This is a genomic window from Nocardia inohanensis NBRC 100128 (genome assembly GCF_001612945.1).
GTDB lineage: Bacteria > Actinomycetota > Actinomycetes > Mycobacteriales > Mycobacteriaceae > Nocardia > Nocardia inohanensis.
The window spans coordinates 423,519-440,469 of record NZ_BDBK01000008.1 but is presented as its reverse complement, the minus strand read 5'-3'; the positions used below and the strand labels follow the sequence as shown (position 1 = coordinate 440,469).

Below are 16,951 nucleotides of genomic sequence, written 5' to 3'. Positions count from 1 at the left end.
GATCCGACGCGCCCGGACCACTGCTGTTGCTGCCCAGGGTTTTTCGTGACAGTGCCACCGTGGCCTACCGCAATCTGCTGACCATCCTGCGGGTGCCGACCCTGCTGGTGACCGCGACCATCCAGCCGCTGATGTTCGTGTTCCTGTTCGCCTACGTCTTCGGCGCGTCGCTGGGCGGCAGCCAGTACCGGGAGTTCCTGCTCGCCGGAATCTTCACCCAGACGGTCGCTTTCAACGCCGCCTTCACCACCGTCGGCCTGGCCAACGATCTGCACAAGGGCATGATCGACCGGATGCGGACGCTGCCGATGTCGCGGCTCGCGGTGCTGATGGGCCGCACGCTGTCGGACACCGTGGTCAATATCCTGGCGCTCAGTGTCATGGTGGGCTGCGGGTACGTGGTGGGCTGGCGGATCAACGGCGGAATCGCCGATGCCGTCCTGGCTTTCGCGGTGATCCTGCTGTTCGCGTTCGCCATGTCGTGGGTGGGAGCCATTACCGGGCTCATGTCGCCGAGCGTGGAGGTCGCGCAGAGCGCGGGCTTGATCTGGTTGTTCCCGCTCACCTTCATCTCCTCGGCGTTCATCTCGGGGGAGTCGCTGCCGGGGCCGCTGCGGACCATCGCGGAGTGGAATCCGATCACCGCGGTTTCGGCGGCCGGCCGCAAGCTCTTCGACAACGGCTCGCCCCCGACCTTCACTCCCGCCGACGGCTGGCCCGCCGAGCACTGCGTGGAGTACTCGGTGATGTGCTCGCTGGCCATCCTGGCGATCGCGGTACCGCTGGCCCTGCTGCAATACCGCAAGGTCGCCAGCCACTGACCGAGGGTCCCACCGCGGAGCGCCCACTCGCGTCAGTGACGAGGGGCGCTCGCCCTGGCCTCCCGAGGACATAGCGAAGGACCCCCTCTCCCGTACGGGAAAGGGGGTCCTTCGTCGGTTTCGGCCCGCTGGGCCGGAGACCCTCAGCCGCGGCGGCGGCTCTTGATCAGATCCATGCGCTCCTGGAGCAGCTCCTCGAGCTCCTCCTTGCTGCGACGCTCGAGCAGCATGTCCCAGTGGGTACGCGGGGGCTTCACCTTCTTGGGCTCCTGCGTGGTGCCCTCGAGCAGGATGCCCTCCTGGCCGTTGCGGCACAGCCAGGTCGGGGGGATCTCGGCATCGTCGGCGAAGGGAACGTCGAATTCCTCACCGTTCTCGGTGCGGTACTTCGCCATCCGACGCGGCGCGAGGTCGTGGTCGCGGTCGGTCTCGTAGCTCACCGCTCCGAGCCGACTGCCACGGAGTACGCGATCTGCCATGAGTGCGGTCCCTTCTCGCCTGTCGGCAACGTTCTACATCAGTTACTGCGGCGGCGCTCTGTCATGTCGTTACCGTCATGTCAACGCCACCGCGCACGTTTCGGTTCCCGTGGGGAGAACCCTGCCATTCTACCGGTCCGGCGACGATGCTCGCGCCCGGCGTGCCCACCGCCCGCGCGCGCCCGGAAACCATTAAGGTGACGGACCATGTCGCGCACGCGCCTGCTGTCCTGCCTGTGGTGCGGGAGGGAGATCGCCGAATCCGAACTCGGCCGTCGTCGTCGTTATTGCCGCCAGTCCTGCCGGCAGCGGGCGTACGAACATCGAAACAGCGTGAAGGGCACCGGTATTCCCGAGGATTCGGTGGTGCTGAGCGCCCAGGAGGTCGCCGATCTCTCCGATCGCTGGTTCGCGGCCCGCTGCGCCGCCGAGGATGTGGCCACGGCGGTCGCGGAGGGAGCCGACACCATCGAATTGACCGAATTGGCGGCGATTTTGGTGAAACTCACGCGCGATGCCGAGCGGCTGCGCTGAGTGAGCGCGCGGGGATCGGCTGGGTAATCTCGCTGGCGGAGACCGGAAATGACGGTGCGGAGGTCGTGGCGTGCTCGCCGCGGCCGCGCACCAGATAGACCAGCCCGGTCCCGGCGGCCACCACGACGGTGATACCGGCCAGCGCGGTCAGGGTCGCGGCGTCGGGGTGCACGACGGACTGTCCGCGCAGCGCCTGCCACAGCAGCACGCCCACCGAACCCGCGTACCCGAGCGCGAATACTCCGATCAGCTCGGCGCGGGCGCGTTCGCCGCGCAGCCACGGCACCCGCGTGCGACCGAGCCAGGCCAGCGCGAAGACCGCCAGCAACAGCAACTGGATGCCGTGCAGCCCGGCGAAGTGCGGGATGCGCATATCGCCGCCGACGGTGCTCCAGCCGGTGATCGGCATGCCGCCCACACCGTCGCGCACCACCGGCTGACCGTCGATCACGGTATGCCCGGCCACCAGCCGCACCGGCCGCCCGTACGCGTCGGTGACCTGCTGTTCGCCGGTGAATCCCATGAAATAGCCCAGGAACATGCCGGCCACCGCGATGAACAACCCGGCGTGCACCGCGCGGCTGGTCGGCCGGTCCAGGATGCGCTGCCACGAAAGCACCAGCACGATAACCAGATTCGCGACGAACAGACCGGGTACTCCGGATTGGAACACCTGCTGCCCGATCTGGTTCCAGGCGTCGGTCTGGTGATTGAAGTGACTGAAGGTGCCGCGCGCGGCCTGCACCACGATGAACCCGACATCCACGATGCCGGTGACCGCGAAGACGGTCCCCATCCACCAGGTGAGCCGCCGCCCGCGATGCGGGAAGGACAGCAGCCAGGCCAGGGTGCCGGTGTAGAGGACGAAGGCGACAGCGAACTTGAGCGGTTTCACCCACACCGACTCGCCGAGCAGCATGCGGTCGTCGACGGCCATGGCGACCAGGCAGCACAGGGCGAGGACGGTCATGACGGCGGTGGTGAACAGCAGCGGGCGATGCGGGCGTCGGGTGCGGTCGGTGCCGGGGGCGAGAGGCGCGGTGCTCATGCTCGCTGACGCTATGGCCGCCGATCCGCGCGCCACCTCACCCGGCGGTGCGGTTGGGCCGTAGTACCCGGGTATGAGAACAGCCCCGGCGGGGTGCGCCGGGGCTGTACCGGAAATGCTTGTGCCGGAGGCGTTTCCGGGGACCCCTCATTCGGTCCCCGGCCACGGCCGGCGTGGGCGGTGAAACGGTGGTCAGTCGACGGGCGCGCCGACATCCATGCCGCGGCCCGCGAGCCACGGAATCGGGTCGATGGGCGCGCCGGGGGAGGTGTGCACCTCGTAGTGCAGGTGCGGGCCGGTGGAGTAGCCGCGGTTGCCGACGGTGGCGATCTCGTCGCCGGCACGGACCTGCTGGCCGACCTGCACCAGGATGTCCTGCATGTGGCCGTAGACGCCGATGGTGCCGTCGTCCTGCTGCACGCGCACCCACAGGCCGAAGCCCGAGGCCGGTCCGGCTTCGATGACGGTACCGTCGGTGACGGCGCGGATCGGCGTGCCGAAGCCGTCGCCGAAGTCGATGCCGTTGTGCGCGGCGCCCCAGCGCTGGCCGAAGCCGGAGGTGAGCGGACCGGCCACCGGGCGCACGGTCTTGGGGCGGGCCTGCTCGACGTGCAGGCCGTTGAGGAAGTCCAGGACCTCCTGCGGGACGATCTGCGGCATCTGAGCTTCCACGGGGGTGAACGCCAGGGGAGCGGAAACGGTGTTCGCTACTTGATCGCTGACGGGTTCGCCCGCGGCGCTCGGGTCTGCGGCCGCCAGCACTCCGAGGGAGGAGGCGACGACGGCGGAAACGGCCACTGCACGAGTTGCGGCCGTCCGGTACTTGCCGGCCTTGCGGCTGAGAGATAACGGAACGGTTACGGGCATGCATCGAAGGTATGCCAACTCAGCTGACGTTCAGAAACCCTGTGAGCACTGCCACATCGATACAAAAGCCCAGTTGATATGTCACGACATGGTAACGACACGCCGGTGATTCCCGGGTGACGTAGGGAAATGCCCGGGATGTGCTGTATTGACCGAGATCGAGCGTGCGGGCACTCTGTTTAAGTGGTCGCTAATGGAGTGAAAGTGTTGAGCGCGCTCGCCGACCCCACTCGCCGGGCCGTTTTCGAAGCGCTGCCACAGGGCGGCAAATCGGTGGGGGAGCTCGCCGCGGCGCTCGGTGTCACCAGTTCGGCTATCTCTCAGCATTTGAAGGTGCTGCGTGACGCGCGGTTGGTGATGGTGCGGCCGGTGGGCACTCGCCGCCTGTACTCCCTGGACCCGCGCGGTCTGGCCGACGCCCGCGACTATCTCGAACAGTTCTGGCCCAGTGCCATCGCCGCCTACTCCGCGGCCCTGTCGACCGCGCGCACCGACGCACCCGGGCCCTGAACGGGCCGAGTTGCGTTGCTACGGGACCGCTTCCGGTGTCGGACCCGGTCGTTAGGGTGTCGGAATGAGTGCCGTCGTCGCCGCCGAACCCCGTCGCCGCCTCCGGTTGCCCGGCTGGTCGGTGCCGTTGGTGTTCGTCGTCGGCGCGCTGTCGCAGTACGCGGGCGCGGCGGTGGGGGTGTTCCTGTTCGACACCGTCGAGCCCGCCACCGTCGCCTGGTTGCGCGCCGCCGCGGCCGGAATCGTTTTGCTGGCGTGGCGGCGGCCGTGGCGGAACCGGTGGACCCGGCGCGCGATGACGGTGGCGGCCGGATTCGGGGCGGTCACGGTGGCCATGAACATCACCTTCTACGAGGCGATCGCGCGAATCCCGCTCGGCACGGCGGTGGCCATCGAATTCCTGGGACCCATCGCGGTGGCCACCCTCGGTTCGCGCCGTACCCGGGATGTGGTGGCTGTCGTGTTGGTGGCGATCGGCGTGGTCCTGCTCGCCGGGGTGAGCTTGCGGGCGGATGCGCTGGGCGTGGTCTTCGCGCTGGGCGCCGCCGCCATGTGGGCGGGCTACATCCTGCTCGGCAAACGGGTGGCCGATGCGGGGGCGGGGCTGGATTCGCTGGCCGTCGGTATGGCGATCGCCGCCGCGCTGCTCGCCCCGCTTCTGCTGACCCGTCAAACCTTCATCGACGCAAGCGTTTTCGCCGATCCGCGAACCTGGTTGTTCGGTGCGGGCGTGGGCGTCCTGTCCAGCGCCGTGCCCTATGCGCTGGATCAGGTGGTGCTCGAGCGGGTCGGGCGGGCCCGTTTCGCACTGCTGCTGGCGCTGCTACCCGCGACCGCGGCGGTCGTCGGCGCGCTGGCCCTGCGTCAGATACCCGGCCTTGCCGAGGTGTGTGGTATCGCCCTGGTGATGCTGGCGCTGACGGTCAGTGCCCGCCCCGCGTCGAAGCGATCCGCGACCGACCTCGACCCGGCCGATCGAACTCCCGCCGCTGACCGAACTCCCGGTGCCGGCCGCATTCCAGCTGCCGACCGCACCGTTATATAGGCAGCCGATCGCACTCCGCGTCGGAACACGCTCCGGTGATGCGCCGTGCTCAGCCGACCCGGCGATACGCCTGCTGCCCCCGCCGATCCAATCCCGTTCCCGGCCACGGCCTTTTGCGTAGTTGTTTGTCCACGGCATTGAGCACTTCGGGTACGCCGATTTTCAGCAGCCCCTGGTCGACCTCGCGCCCGTCCGGGTCCCCGGTCTGCCCGGCCCACAGCACGGCGTGCCGGCCGAGCAGATGCGGCGGCGGGCCGTTGCGGCTGGGCGGGGTGGGGCCGAACAGCAGCACGGTGCGGGTGCCGAAAGCCGTTGCCAGATGCGCGACTCCGGTGTCCCCGCACACCACGAGCGCGGATTCGGCGACGGTGGCGGCGAGTTCGATGAGGTTCTGCTGTCCGGCCGCGACCCGGGCGGGTGCGAGTCCGGCGCGGTGGGCGACCTCGAGGGCGATATCGCGTTCGGCGTCGTCCCCGGTGAGGATGACTTCGCGCCCCTGCACCAGCAGATGCCGGATCACCGCGGCGAACCGATCGGCGGGCCAGCGGCGCGCGGCCGCGCTGGCGCCGATGTGCACCACCACCGCATCGCGATGGCTGGTGGTGGCGACCGGCGGGACCAGACCGAGATTGCGGCGGTCGGCGGTGATCCCGTCGGATTCGAGCAGATGGCACCAGCGGTCCACATCGTGCATATCGGGCTGCCAGTCCGGTCCGGCCAACTCCGGGAAGGCCGGATTGCGGTAGGTGAGGATGCGTTGCGGCCGGGTGCGCACCAATTCCACGATGCCTTCGGCGCCTGCCCCGTGCAGGTTGACCGCGAGCGCGGGCGGCCCTCCGTCCCAGCGCATTCCGGTGGCTTCGCCGACGGGCACCATCTCGTCGACGGAGGCGATCAGATCGACGATGGGTTTGAGTCGGTGTGGTGCGGCGAGTGCGATGTGATCGCCGGGCCTGGCCCGGCGGAGTGCGCGCAGCGCGGGGACCGCAGTGAGCAGATCACCCAGTCCGCGTGCTCGCAGCACGAGTACAACCGCCACCTGAGTTCTCCTAGCCGACTGACCGCCCATAACCGTTCGGCTCTCCTGCTGGGGAGAGCCCTGGATGGGGACTACCCGATGGCTTTCCCGGTGAAACCCGGCGGTCGGCCCGATCGACGGGATTGTGGTACTACCGGCTGTCGTTGGGGTGCGGCGATCAACTAGCGTGTGCGGTATGACCTTCGTCTACAACCTGGTGGTAGTGGCCCATCTGCTGGGTATGGCGGCGGTGGTCGGCGGTTACGCCGCCGCCCAGCCGCGGGTGTCCGAGTTGATGGTGTGGGGTGCGCGGATTCAGCTGCTCACCGGCATCGTGCTGGTCGGCCTGGCCGAGTCGATCGATTCGCTCGGCAAGGACCCGAATATGACCAAGATCGTGGTCAAGCTGGTGATCTCGGTGGCGGTGGCCGGTCTCGCCGAGGTCGGGCGCGCGGATGCCAAGCGCGGCAAGGCCGTTCCGTGGATGACGCACGCCGCGGGCGGGCTGGCCGTGCTGAACGTGTTCGTCGCGGCGCTCTGGCACTGACCGTTATATAAGGCCGTATCGCACGGGGTGCACGCATGCACCCCGTGCGACTTTCTTTGTCGCCGCGGTCAGCGGCCGGAGTTCGCGTGCTGCGCCAGGGTTTTCACGATCTCGGTGGCGACCACCGCGTGCCCGGCCATGGTCAGGTGGATCTGGTCGGCGCTGAGCCAATCCGGACGCTGCCCCGCCGGGTGGGCCCAGAATTCGGTGAGGATGGCGTCGTGGCGGGTGGCGACGCGGCGCACCACGCCGGCGAAACCTTCGAAGAGCGGACGCAGCGGGACCAGTTTGCCGCGGAAGGCGTCGGCGAGGGTGAACATGGACAGTCGAGCTCCGGTCCCGGCGGCGCGGGCGCAGAGTTCGTCGAGTTCGCGTTCCACGCTCGCCAGGTTCGCCCCGCGCCGGAACAGGTCGTTGCCGCCGCAGCTGATGTGGACGAGATCGGGCTCGAATTCCCGTAGTGCGCCGAGTTGTTCGGTGCGAACCTGCTCGATGAGTGCGCCGACCTTGCCGGTATTGAGGTAGGCGGTACCGGGGTGGGCGGCCGCCAGCAGGTGCGCGACCCGATCGGCCCAGGGCAGGTCGCGGTAGCCGGGCCAGGAATCTCCGGTGCCCGCGGCGGTGGAGTCGCCGATGACCGCGAACCGCCGCCAGGGCGCGTCCACCAGCAGCGCGGCGGCGGTCAGGTCGTCGAGCAGCATGGGATCGTCCGCCTCGGTCGGGGCGAGGCCGGGTGCGGCGATATCGGTGTGGCTCACAGGTTCTCCTCGGCGCGGGCGGGCAGGGCGGCGAGAACGGCGGCGGCGAGGGAGATGCCGGCGCAGATCGCGAACAGGGTGTGGAACGCGGCCAGGGGGTCGGCGGGCCGGGCGGCGAAGACCGCGGCCAGCACGGCGACGCCGAGTGCGCCCCCGGCTTGGCGGGCGGTGAGGTTCATCCCGACCCCGGCGGCGAAGCGTTGCGGGGGCAGCGATCTCGCGGCGGTGGTGCCCAGTACGGTGACGATCAGGCCGATGCCGCCGCCGCCCAGGATCCCGGCCGGAATCCAGCCCCGCCAGAGTTCCGGGGTGGCGCCGAAGGGGCCGACGCTCATATAGAGGGTGGAGGCGGCGAACATGACCGCGCCCAGCACACCGAGGCGGCGCTGGATCGGTTCGGTCGCACGCCCGGCGGCTACGGCGGTCACCATCGAGGTGATCGCGCCGACGGTCATGGCGGCGGCCGACTCCAGCACCGAGTAGTGCCAGACGGCGTCGAGCCACAGCGGTCCGGCCAGCAGCCACGCGAACATGGTGGCGCCGAAGACGAATGCGGTGGCGTTCACCAGCGCGTACCGGTGACTGCGCCACAGCCCGACCGCGATGGCCGGACGCGGATGGCGGCCGGATCGCCACAGCGCGAACACGATCAGCGCTATGCCGCCGAGACCGCAGGCCAGCGTGCGCCGGTCGGTCCAGCCCCACGGCTGGCCCTGGGTGACCGCCGCGACGACCGCGCCGATGCCGAGCGCGGTGGCCAGGGTGCCGAGCAGATCGGGCAGGCCGTCACCGTGACGAGCCTCGTCGCGGGCCAGGCGCAGCCCGAAACCGATGAGCAGGGCCACGATCGGCACATTGATGACGAATACCGATCGCCATCCGAACCACTCGACCAGCGCGCCGCCCGCGGCCGGTCCGACGGTGGCGGCGAAACCACCGGCCGCCGTCCACGCCGCCATGGCGATCCCGATGCGTTCGGGTGCGGTGGTGCTCAGCACCAGGCCGAGCCCGGCCGGAATCAGGAAGGCGGCGCTCGCGCCTTGCAGGAACCGTCCGGCGATCAGCCATTCGGCGCCGGGGGCGAGTGCGGACAGCAGGGAGGTGAGGGCGAAAGCGGCCAGGGCGTAGAGGAATACGCGCCCGCGCCCGAGTGCGTCGGCGAGCCGGCCCGCCGGGGTGAGCAGTGCGGCGAAGGCGACCGCGTACCCGCTGACCACCCAGGTGAGGCTGGTGGCGGCGGTGCCGGGGAAGTCGCGGCTGATGGCGGGGAAGGCGATGTTCACCACCGACAGGTCGAGGAAGGCGACGAATGCGGCCCCGCAGGCAACCAGCAGGGCGCGGCGGGCGGTGGCCGATTCCGCGGGCCCGCTCGGTGCGGGGGCCGGGGTCGCGTCCGGTTGGTCGGTAATGGGTGGCGCGGTCGCGGGCCGCGCGGGTGTCTCTGTCATGGACGAACTTTCGAGACGAAGCGGAAGTGTACGAACGATCGTTCGTATTGTTGAAAAGTACGACCGATCGTTCGTATTTGCAAGACCGCGGTGCCATGATGGTGGGGTGGCCGATCCGATTCAAAGCTCCGACCAGCAGATTTCCGATCAGCGATTGCTGAAGGGCGCGCGTGCCCGCGCCACCATCGCGCGCCGGGCGGCCGAGGTCGCCTCCGTCGAAGGGCTCAACGGGCTCAGCCTCGGACGCCTGGCCGGGGATCTCGGGGTGAGCAAGAGCGGAGTGGCGACGCTGTTCGGGTCCAAGGAGAACCTGCAATTGGCCGCGGTCGAATCGGCGCGCGAGGTGTTCATCGATACGGTGTGGCGGCCGGCGGTCTCGAGGCCACGGGGCATCGAGCGGCTACGGGCGTATATGGAGCACTGGTTCGCCTATATCGGCGAACCGGTCATGCCGGGCGGTTGCTTCCGGGTGGCGGGCATGGCCGAGTTCGACAGCCGGCCCGGCCCGGTGCGTGATGCGCTGGCCGCCGACCACCGGGACTGGCTGGCGGTGCTGGAGAAGGAGATCCGCCGCGCCCAGGATCAGGGCCTGCTGCCCGGGCAGCAGCCGCACGCGCTGGCCTTCCAGCTCGATGCCCTGGTTTCGGCGGCGAATACCGCCTCGCAGATGGGTGACCAGAGCGCGATCCCCACCGCGCGCGGGATCATCGACGCGCTATTGGGCACGTAATCGACCGGCGCACTGCGGGTTTGCATTGCGTGCAATTTCGCCGCCGGTGGTCCGAATTGCATCCGATGCGCGAATGCAGTTCGCCCACAGTTGGTTTCACGTAGAACGAGGCGCGTACATGATGAGCGCGACACCGGCCAGGCAGACCAGCGCGCCGATCACATCCCAGCGGTCGGGCCGGAAACCGTCCAGGGCCATACCCCACAGCAGCGAGCCCGCCACGAACACGCCACCGTAGGCGGCGAGGATGCGCCCGAAGTTCGCGTCGGGCTGCAAGGTGGCCACGAATCCGTAGAGCCCGAGCGCGATCACGCCCGCCCCCATCCACGCCCAGCCGCGATGCTCGCGCACGCCCTGCCAGATCAGCCACGCCCCGCCGATCTCGGCGACGGCGGCGAGCGCGAACAGCGGAATGGATCGCAGCACGGTCATGCGGGCAACCTTATCGGCGGCCGCCCGCTGACCGATGACGTGCCGCGGCCGGACCGCCTCTGTATCCGCGGTCCGGCCGGGCGCGCCCTCAGCTGTCGAACAGCTGCTGTCCCAGGTATCCGCCCGGCGCGGGCACGCCGGGCGGAATCGCGAAGACGGCCGAACCGACCGGTGTCGTCCACTGGTTGAGCGCGTCGAATTCGGCCAGCCGCTGCTGCACGGGCAGGAACTGGGCGTCGATATCGCGCTGGCAGGAGACGAACAGCAGCCCCGAGTTCGACACCTGCCCGGGGGCGGGTGCGTCGTCGTAGTTGTAGCCGCGCCGCAGGAAGCGTTCACCGTCGTGCTGATGGTGCGCGCGGGCGATATGCGAGGACGGCGGGATGACCGGGATGCCGTACTGGTCGACGGCGGTGAAATCCGGATCGTCGAATTCGTGCCTGCCGCCCAGGGGTGCGCCGTTGGAGTCGGTGCGGCCCAGGGTGATGGCGCGCCCGTCGGCGTCGAGCTCGTCCCAGCTGTCCAGGTTCATGGCGATGCGCCGCAACACCATCGAGGTGCCGCCGGCCAGCCAGGGCCGGGCGCTGTCGTCGCACCACACCAGGCGATCGAAATCCGGTGTGCCCGCGGCGATATTGACGGTGCCGTCGACCTGCCCCATGAGGTTGCGCATGGTCTGTCCTTTGGGCGCGTTGCGGAATCCGCGCTGCACCCACCGGACCGCGACCAGCGATTTCACGTGTTTGGACAGCACGCGCACCGCATGCGAGACCGTGGTGGCTTCGTCGGAGCAGATCTGCAACATGACATCCGCGCCGGTGTAGGCCGGATCCAGCTTGTCGATCTCGAACGCGGGCAATGGTTTCAGCCAGTGCGGGCGTTGGTGCTCGAGTCCGGCCGCGGTGAACAGGCCCGGCCCGAATCCGGCGGTCACCGTGAGCCCGGCGGGCCGTTGCGCCAGTTCGGGTTCGGTGTCGGCGAGTGCGGGACGGCCCTGGGTGAGGCGGGCGGCGTCATCGGTCCAGATCTTCAGCAGCCCGATGATGTCCTCGCGGCCGGTCCCCGGGACGAGATCGAATCCGGCGTAGGCCACATATCCGGCGGGGTCGGTGTCGATGCCCGCCTGGTGCGGCCCGTAGAACGGCACGGTGTCCAGACCGGCATCCCGATCGTGCTCGCGATGGGGGAGAGTGGCCGCGCCCCAGCCGATTCCGGCGGCCCCGGCGACCCCGGCGGCGGCCACCCCGCCGCCGAGTAGTCGCCGCCGCGAAACCCGCTGGGTGCGCGTGCCGGCCGGCTCAGCCACCGTGCGCGGGATTCGCGGTGGTGGGCGCGTAATTCTCCTTACCGCCGGCGAAGTCGCGCACCTGGGCGGTGACGGTCGTGGTGGAGCCGTCGGAGAAGGTCAGCGTGATGGGTGTTTCCGCGCCGGTGCGCAGCGGGCCCGTCAATTCCATGAACATCAGATGCTCCGCGCCCGGCTTCAAGGTGGCGGTGCCGTGCGCGGGAATGGTGAGCCCGCCTTCCTTGGGCCGCATGGTCTTGTCGCCACCGGGAGCGTCGGCCACCACCTCGTGGATCTCCACCCGCGCCGACGCCGGACTCGATGCCGCCACCAGCTGGACCGGCCGGTCGCTGTTGTTGGCGAGCTGACCGAACGCGGCCGACATACCGCTGTCGGCCGCCTTGATCCATTGATCGCTCATGGTCACCGAGTCGGCGGCCTTGGCATCGGCCTGCGAGGCCGTATCGCCGGAAGAACAGGCCGTTGGCAGCAGTGCGAGCGTGGTGACCGCGGCGGCCACGCCGAGCCGGCGGGCGAATCCGCCGGTGCGCAGGCGGAAGCTGTGGCAGTGGGGGAACTGGGACATGACGGAACTCCGATTCGTCAGGGAGACAGGGAAATCACCTCTCCAGCCAGGGCCGCCGTGCGCGCCGTGCTGCGCCGGTCGAACCGGAGCCGCCGTGCGAGTCGTGCTGCGCCGGTCGAACGAGAGCCGCGGTGCGAGTCGTACTACGTCGGTCGAACCGGGGCTGCCGTGCGAGCCGAACTACACCGGTCGTGCGGTGCGTCGGTCCGGGCCACATCGGCCATCAGGCGTGGTGGCGTACCGGGCGTCGTGCGGTGAGCGTCGCGCCGCTGTGCGGACCGCGTCCGGCCGGGCGTGCGGTGCTGCCGCTGCGGCGTGCAGCGATGGCGTCACCGAATCACGTGGTCACGGATGGTGATCGGTCCGGCGGACAGCGGATCGATCGGCGGCGTGCCGCAATCGCGAGGCAGGTCAGGCTGGAATGAGGTGAGTGCGGGAATGCGGCGGGCGGGGTGGCCCGCGGCGCGCGATGCCCGGGGTGACCAGCAGCTGCTGGGCGCGGGCACGATCGTCGCTGCGGATCCGGCGCGCATGCCGCACCGGGGGCTGCGGGGCCCGGAACAGGTGCAGGATGAAGCGGCGCACGCTGGTCAGGGCGCGGCGCAGACCCGCTTCGGCGGCCCGAATCACGAACGCGCCGAGCGGGATTGCCAGCAGGTGCGCGGCGAGCATCACCGGCGTCAGGCCGTGGTGGTGATGGTGCCCCGGCGACATGGTCAAGGCGGTGTGGCCGATGGTCTGCCCGGCCGCGAGCATGCCCATCAGCGACAGCAGGCCGTGGCGCGGCCGCAGCGATGCCACCACGACGCCGATCAGGACGCAAGCGGTGAACAGCAGAGTGAGTGCGGCGCTGTCGGGAAAAGCGGTCCCGCCGCCGAGCGCGTGCGCGAGAATGGCGACGGCCCCGGACGCGGCCCCGACGGCAGCGCCGCGCAGGCGCGCGGTGTGATCCGTCGGTGAGCGCACCCGCACATGCTACGGCGGCGGTCCCTACACCCCGCGTGCAGGGGCCGTGAGCGGCGTCTCCACAGGATCTTCACACGCGGCGCGAACCATCTCCACGCCGACTGCATAGGGTCCTTCCCATGGAACTGAGTCAGCGCGGCGGTCGGCGCATTCTGGTGGTGGAGGACGAGCCGACCATTGCCGAGTCGATCGCGGCCCGGTTGCGTGCGGAGGGTTTCACCGTGGAGCTGGCGCACGACGGGCCGGCCGGGGTGGCGGCGGCCGAACGCCTGGACCCGGATCTGGTGGTGCTGGATGTGATGCTGCCCGGGTTCGACGGGCTCGAGGTGTGCCGGCGCATCCAGTCGCGGCGTCCGGTGCCGGTGCTGATGCTGACCGCGCGCACCGATGAGACCGATGTGCTGGTCGGGCTGGGTGTCGGCGCGGACGACTATCTGACGAAACCGTTCTCGCTGCGGGTGCTGACCGCGCGCATCCACGCGCTGCTGCGCCGGGTGGAGCGCGGCGCCGCGCCCGCCGCGACCATCGTGGCCGGGGATCTGCGCATCGATCTGGATCAACGCCGGGTGTGGCGGGCCGAGACCGAAACCCAGCTGACGCCTTTGGAATTCGAGCTGCTGGTGCAGCTGGCGCGGCGGCCGCGCACGGTGCTGGCGCGGGAGCGGCTGCTGAGCGAGGTGTGGGGGTGGGCCGATGCGTCGGGCACGCGCGCGGTGGACAGTCATATCAAGGCGTTGCGCCGCAAGCTCGGTTCCGACCTGATCCGGACCGTGCACGGTGTCGGTTACGCGTTGGAGGCGCGGTGAGGGCGCTGGCGCGGGCGGTGGCCGACTGGATTCGCAGCTGGTTGCCGCGGCCGCTGGATCGGGTGCGTTCGATCAAGGTGAAGCTGGCCATCCTGATGGTCGGCGCGGGCGCGGTCGCGTTCGGTTTCTTCGCCCTGCGTATCGGCTGGCTGCCGCCGAAGACCACCTTCGCCGCCATGCTGCTGGCGCTGGCGACTTCGCAACTGCTGGCCCACGGTATGACCCGCCCGCTGCGGGAGATGACCGCCGCCGCCAAACAGATGGCGCAGGGCGACTATTCACGCCGGGTGCGCGCCACCTCCCAGGACGAGGTCGGCCAGCTCGCCGAAGCGTTCAACCAGATGGCCGCCGATCTGGCCGCCGCCGAGCAGCAGCGCCGCGAATTCATCGCCAACGTCTCGCACGAACTGCGCACTCCCATCACCGCTTTGGGTGCGGTGCTCGAGAACCTGGTCGACGGTGTCGCCGAACCCGACCCGGCCACCCTGCGCACCGCTCTCGCGCAGACCGAACGGCTCAGCCTGCTGGTCACCGAATTGCTCGCGCTCTCCAGTATCGAAGCCGGGGCCGTCCACCTCGATCGTGAACCGCTCCCGCTGCAACCGCTGCTGAAAGAGGTTGTCGCCGAAGCCGAGGTGATGGCCGCCGCGGTGGATCGCGCGGTCCGTTTCTCGGTTCATCTCGACGACCCGGGCCTGCTCGTGCACGCCGACCGCGCTCGCCTGCACCAGGTGCTGCTCAACCTGCTCGATAACGCCACCCGCCACGGCCCCGCGCACGGCGAAGTCCGCATCCACGCCCACTCGGCCCGCACCGGCACCGTCATCGAGGTCCAGGACGACGGCCCCGGCATCCCCGCGGCCGAACGCGCCCGCGTCTTCGAACGCTTCACCCGCGGCGGTCACACCAACGGCGGCACCGGCCTGGGCCTGGCCATCGCCCGCTGGATCGTCGAACTACACGGCGGCAGCATCGCCGTCGCCGACCCGGGCTCGCGCATCCGCCTCACCCTCCCGGCCCAGTAATCACGTTCTCGCCCAACGCTTCCCGTCCGCCGAGTGCCCACGGGCCGCTCCCGCACACCTACCGAAGGACACCCGATGCCCGAAACCCCCGAGCCCGTCGCCGATCCGACCCCGTCCCCGCACGACGACGGGCCGCCGCAACCCGCCGCCGCGCCGGAGACATCCATCGCGTCCGCGCCGAATCCCGTGGTGGCGGTGGGCGCGGGCGAGTCGGTGGGGTCGCAGGCCGCACGATCGGTGAAATCCGGATCGTCCGCATCGGTACCGCCCACCTCCTCCTCCTTCGACACGGGTATGCACGTGGCGGGCGGGGAGTTGCCGCCCGCGCCCGGCCCCCATGGTGTGGCGGCGTTGTCCTGGCCGAGTGCCGCGCCCGGGCGCGTGGTGCCGCGCTCGATGCGAATTCCCATGCCGCGCGGGACCTTGCCCGCGATCGGGGTGGCGGGTGTGGCGGCGGCGGTGTGCGTGCCGTTCCAGGGGCCGGGGATCGGTTGGCTGCTGGCCGGATCGGTGGCGGCCGCGGCGGTGTACGTGGTGGACCGTGCGGCTCGGCGCAGCGCCGATGGTGTGCGCCCGGATTCGAGTGTGCCCGCCGCAGCCGACGACGGTGCCGCCGCAGCCGACGACGGTGCCGCCGCAGCCGACGACGGTGCTGCCGCAGCTGATCGCGGTGCTGCCGCAGCTGATCGCGGTGCTGCCGGAGCCGATGGCGATGCCGTTGTGGCTGATGGCGATGCCGTTGTGGCTCAGGCCGGTGCCGTGGGAACGCTCGAGACGGGGGTCGCGGCGTCCGGCCGGAGTATCGCCTGGGGCCGGGTGTGGTGGACGGGGCTGGCGCTGGTGTTGCTGGCGGTGGGGGTATTCCGCGACGCGCCTTGGCTTTTCCTGGTGTGTGTACTGGGGGCCGGGGCGGCGGGGTCGCTGGCGGTGCTGGGCCGGCGGTCGGTGTACGGGATCGTGTTCGAAGTGCTGGCGGTGCCGATTTCGGCGTCGCTGGCGCTGCCGTGGGTGGCGCGCGGGATCGGCCGGGTGCGCTGGCGGCGCGGGCAGGTGAGTGCGGAGGGGGCGGCCCGGATGTGGTGGTCGGTGCTGGCCACGGCCGGGTTGCTGATCGTGGTGGTGCCGTTGCTGGCGGCTGCGGACGCGGTGTTCGCGGAGTTGGTGTCGGGGCTGATCCCGCAGTGGGACGCGGCGCCCGTCGCGCGCTGGGTGTGTGTGTTCGTGCTCGGCGCGCTGGGTGCGGCGGGTGCGTTGTATCTGCTGGCGGGACCGCCGCCGGCCGCACGACCCGAGGGCAGCGGGCGCACGGTGTCACGCTGGGAGTGGGTGTTGCCGGTGGGGGCGTTGAGCGTGGTGTTCGCGGTGTTCGTGGCCACGCAGGTGGTGGTGTTGTTCGGCGGGGACGGGTACGTGCAGCGCACGGCGGGGCTGACCTATGCCGAGTACGCGCGCAGCGGGTTCGGGCAGCTGTCGCTGGTGACCGTGCTGACGTTGATCGTGATCGCGGCCGTATCGCGCTGGGCGGCAAGGGAATCGGTGGCCGACCGGATGTGGCTGCGTAGCCTGCTCGGCGTGGTGAGCGCCCTGTCGCTGGTGATGGTGGCCTCGGCGGCGCATCGCATGTGGACCTATCAGCAGGCGTACGGGTTCACCGTCCCGCGGCTGACGGTGATCGTGTTCGAAACCTGGATCGGGGTGGTGTATCTGCTGGTGCTGGCCGGGCTGGTGGCATTGCGGCCCGGCTGGGTGAGCCGGGCCGCGGTGGGGACGGCGCTGAGCATGCTGGTGGGGTTGGCGGCGCTGAATCCGGAGCGGTTCATCGCCGATCGCAATATCGACCGGTGGGAGACGGGCAAGACCATCGACGGCTTCTATCTGAGCCAGCTGTCGGCGGACGCGCTGCCCGCCCTGGACCGGCTGCCGGAGCCGATGCGCACCGATATCGCCGAGACGATCCGCAAACGGCTGGGCCAGGACACCTGGCAGAGCTTCAACCTCTCCCGCCGCGCCGCCCGGAACTGACGGCGGCCGGCGCGGTCGGCCAGG

19 protein-coding genes are annotated in these 16,951 nt (G+C 70.2%); 9 read left to right on the top strand and 10 right to left on the bottom strand.

What is annotated here, in order from left to right; genetic code table 11:
* The first annotated feature begins 29 nt into the window (after positions 1–29).
* Positions 30–821, top strand: a complete 792-nt coding sequence (locus NI1_RS17885; protein WP_067822554.1) for an ABC transporter permease — start codon at positions 30–32, stop codon at positions 819–821.
* 143 nt (positions 822–964) lie between these two features.
* Here NI1_RS17885 and NI1_RS17880 read toward each other — a convergent pair whose 3' ends face one another.
* Positions 965–1,300: an RNA polymerase-binding protein RbpA gene (locus NI1_RS17880; RefSeq protein ID WP_067709173.1), complete on the bottom strand. Its 336-nt coding sequence runs from the start codon at positions 1,298–1,300 to the stop codon at positions 965–967.
* A 207-nt stretch (positions 1,301–1,507) separates the two neighbouring features.
* Here NI1_RS17880 and NI1_RS17875 point away from each other — a divergent pair, with 207 nt between their 5' ends.
* Positions 1,508–1,834: a hypothetical protein gene (locus tag NI1_RS17875; protein WP_084523362.1), complete on the top strand. Its 327-nt coding sequence runs from the start codon at positions 1,508–1,510 to the stop codon at positions 1,832–1,834.
* Here NI1_RS17875 and NI1_RS17870 read toward each other — a convergent pair.
* On the bottom strand, positions 1,806–2,882 hold the full coding sequence (locus NI1_RS17870; protein ID WP_067821630.1) for a hypothetical protein: 1,077 nt from the start codon (positions 2,880–2,882) through the stop codon (positions 1,806–1,808). The two genes, NI1_RS17875 and NI1_RS17870, sit on opposite strands and share 29 nt — an antisense overlap.
* A 192-nt stretch (positions 2,883–3,074) precedes the next feature.
* A complete protein-coding gene (locus tag NI1_RS17865) occupies positions 3,075–3,749 on the bottom strand; it encodes a M23 family metallopeptidase (protein ID WP_067821627.1) in 675 nt (224 codons plus the stop codon).
* Positions 3,750–3,932: 183 nt separating this feature from the next.
* Between NI1_RS17865 and NI1_RS17860 the strand changes: the two genes are divergently transcribed.
* Both NI1_RS17860 and NI1_RS17855 read left to right on the top strand, forming a co-directional pair.
* Positions 3,933–4,259, top strand: a complete 327-nt coding sequence (locus tag NI1_RS17860) for an ArsR/SmtB family transcription factor (protein WP_067821624.1) — start codon at positions 3,933–3,935, stop codon at positions 4,257–4,259.
* Positions 4,260–4,323: 64 nt separating this feature from the next.
* Positions 4,324–5,304 (top strand): EamA family transporter, encoded by a 981-nt coding sequence (locus NI1_RS17855; protein ID WP_084523361.1) that lies wholly within the window; start codon positions 4,324–4,326, stop codon positions 5,302–5,304.
* Between the two features lie 49 nt (positions 5,305–5,353).
* Here the strand turns inward: NI1_RS17855 and NI1_RS17850 are convergent, their stop codons facing one another.
* Entirely contained in the window at positions 5,354–6,343 is a 990-nt protein-coding gene (locus NI1_RS17850) for a glycosyltransferase family 9 protein (RefSeq protein WP_067821621.1), read from the bottom strand.
* A 175-nt stretch (positions 6,344–6,518) separates the two neighbouring features.
* Here NI1_RS17850 and NI1_RS17845 point away from each other — a divergent pair, with 175 nt between their 5' ends.
* A complete protein-coding gene (locus tag NI1_RS17845; protein WP_067821618.1) occupies positions 6,519–6,869 on the top strand; it encodes a hypothetical protein in 351 nt (116 codons plus the stop codon).
* Between the two features lie 68 nt (positions 6,870–6,937).
* Here the strand turns inward: NI1_RS17845 and NI1_RS17840 are convergent, their stop codons facing one another.
* Entirely contained in the window at positions 6,938–7,627 is a 690-nt protein-coding gene (locus tag NI1_RS17840) for an SGNH/GDSL hydrolase family protein (RefSeq protein WP_369690142.1), read from the bottom strand.
* The gene (locus NI1_RS17835; protein WP_084523359.1) at positions 7,624–9,075 is read right to left on the bottom strand and encodes an MFS transporter; all 1,452 of its coding nucleotides are present in this window, start codon (positions 9,073–9,075) and stop codon (positions 7,624–7,626) included. The genes NI1_RS17840 and NI1_RS17835 overlap by 4 nt, the downstream gene beginning before the upstream one ends.
* Positions 9,076–9,181: 106 nt before the next feature.
* On the opposite strand from NI1_RS17835, the gene NI1_RS17830 reads away from it, so the two are divergent.
* Positions 9,182–9,805 carry a TetR/AcrR family transcriptional regulator gene (locus NI1_RS17830; protein ID WP_067821614.1) on the top strand — a complete coding sequence of 208 codons (624 nt, stop codon included), beginning with the start codon at positions 9,182–9,184 and terminating at the stop codon, positions 9,803–9,805.
* 96 nt (positions 9,806–9,901) lie between these two features.
* On the opposite strand, the gene NI1_RS17825 is transcribed toward NI1_RS17830, so the two are convergent.
* The 4 genes from NI1_RS17825 to NI1_RS17810 all read right to left on the bottom strand — a co-directional run bounded on the left by NI1_RS17825 (position 9,902) and on the right by NI1_RS17810 (position 13,074).
* On the bottom strand, positions 9,902–10,237 hold the full coding sequence (locus tag NI1_RS17825) for a YnfA family protein (RefSeq protein ID WP_067821610.1): 336 nt from the start codon (positions 10,235–10,237) through the stop codon (positions 9,902–9,904).
* A gap of 88 nt (positions 10,238–10,325) precedes the next feature.
* A complete protein-coding gene (locus NI1_RS17820) occupies positions 10,326–11,543 on the bottom strand; it encodes a Dyp-type peroxidase (RefSeq protein ID WP_067821607.1) in 1,218 nt (405 codons plus the stop codon).
* A complete protein-coding gene (locus NI1_RS17815; RefSeq protein WP_084523358.1) occupies positions 11,536–12,108 on the bottom strand; it encodes a copper chaperone PCu(A)C in 573 nt (190 codons plus the stop codon). The genes NI1_RS17820 and NI1_RS17815 overlap by 8 nt, the downstream gene beginning before the upstream one ends.
* Positions 12,109–12,519: 411 nt before the next feature.
* Positions 12,520–13,074 carry a hypothetical protein gene (locus NI1_RS17810; protein WP_067822541.1) on the bottom strand — a complete coding sequence of 185 codons (555 nt, stop codon included), beginning with the start codon at positions 13,072–13,074 and terminating at the stop codon, positions 12,520–12,522.
* Positions 13,075–13,193: 119 nt separating this feature from the next.
* Between NI1_RS17810 and NI1_RS17805 the strand changes: the two genes are divergently transcribed.
* The 3 genes from NI1_RS17805 to NI1_RS39365 all read left to right on the top strand — a co-directional run bounded on the left by NI1_RS17805 (position 13,194) and on the right by NI1_RS39365 (position 16,927).
* Entirely contained in the window at positions 13,194–13,880 is a 687-nt protein-coding gene (locus NI1_RS17805; protein WP_157535170.1) for a response regulator, read from the top strand.
* 95 nt (positions 13,881–13,975) lie between these two features.
* Positions 13,976–14,905, top strand: a complete 930-nt coding sequence (locus tag NI1_RS17800) for a HAMP domain-containing sensor histidine kinase (protein ID WP_084523415.1) — start codon at positions 13,976–13,978, stop codon at positions 14,903–14,905.
* Between the two features lie 75 nt (positions 14,906–14,980).
* The gene (locus NI1_RS39365) at positions 14,981–16,927 is read left to right on the top strand and encodes a DUF4153 domain-containing protein (RefSeq protein ID WP_245663270.1); all 1,947 of its coding nucleotides are present in this window, start codon (positions 14,981–14,983) and stop codon (positions 16,925–16,927) included.
* The last annotated feature ends 24 nt before the right edge of the window (positions 16,928–16,951 follow it).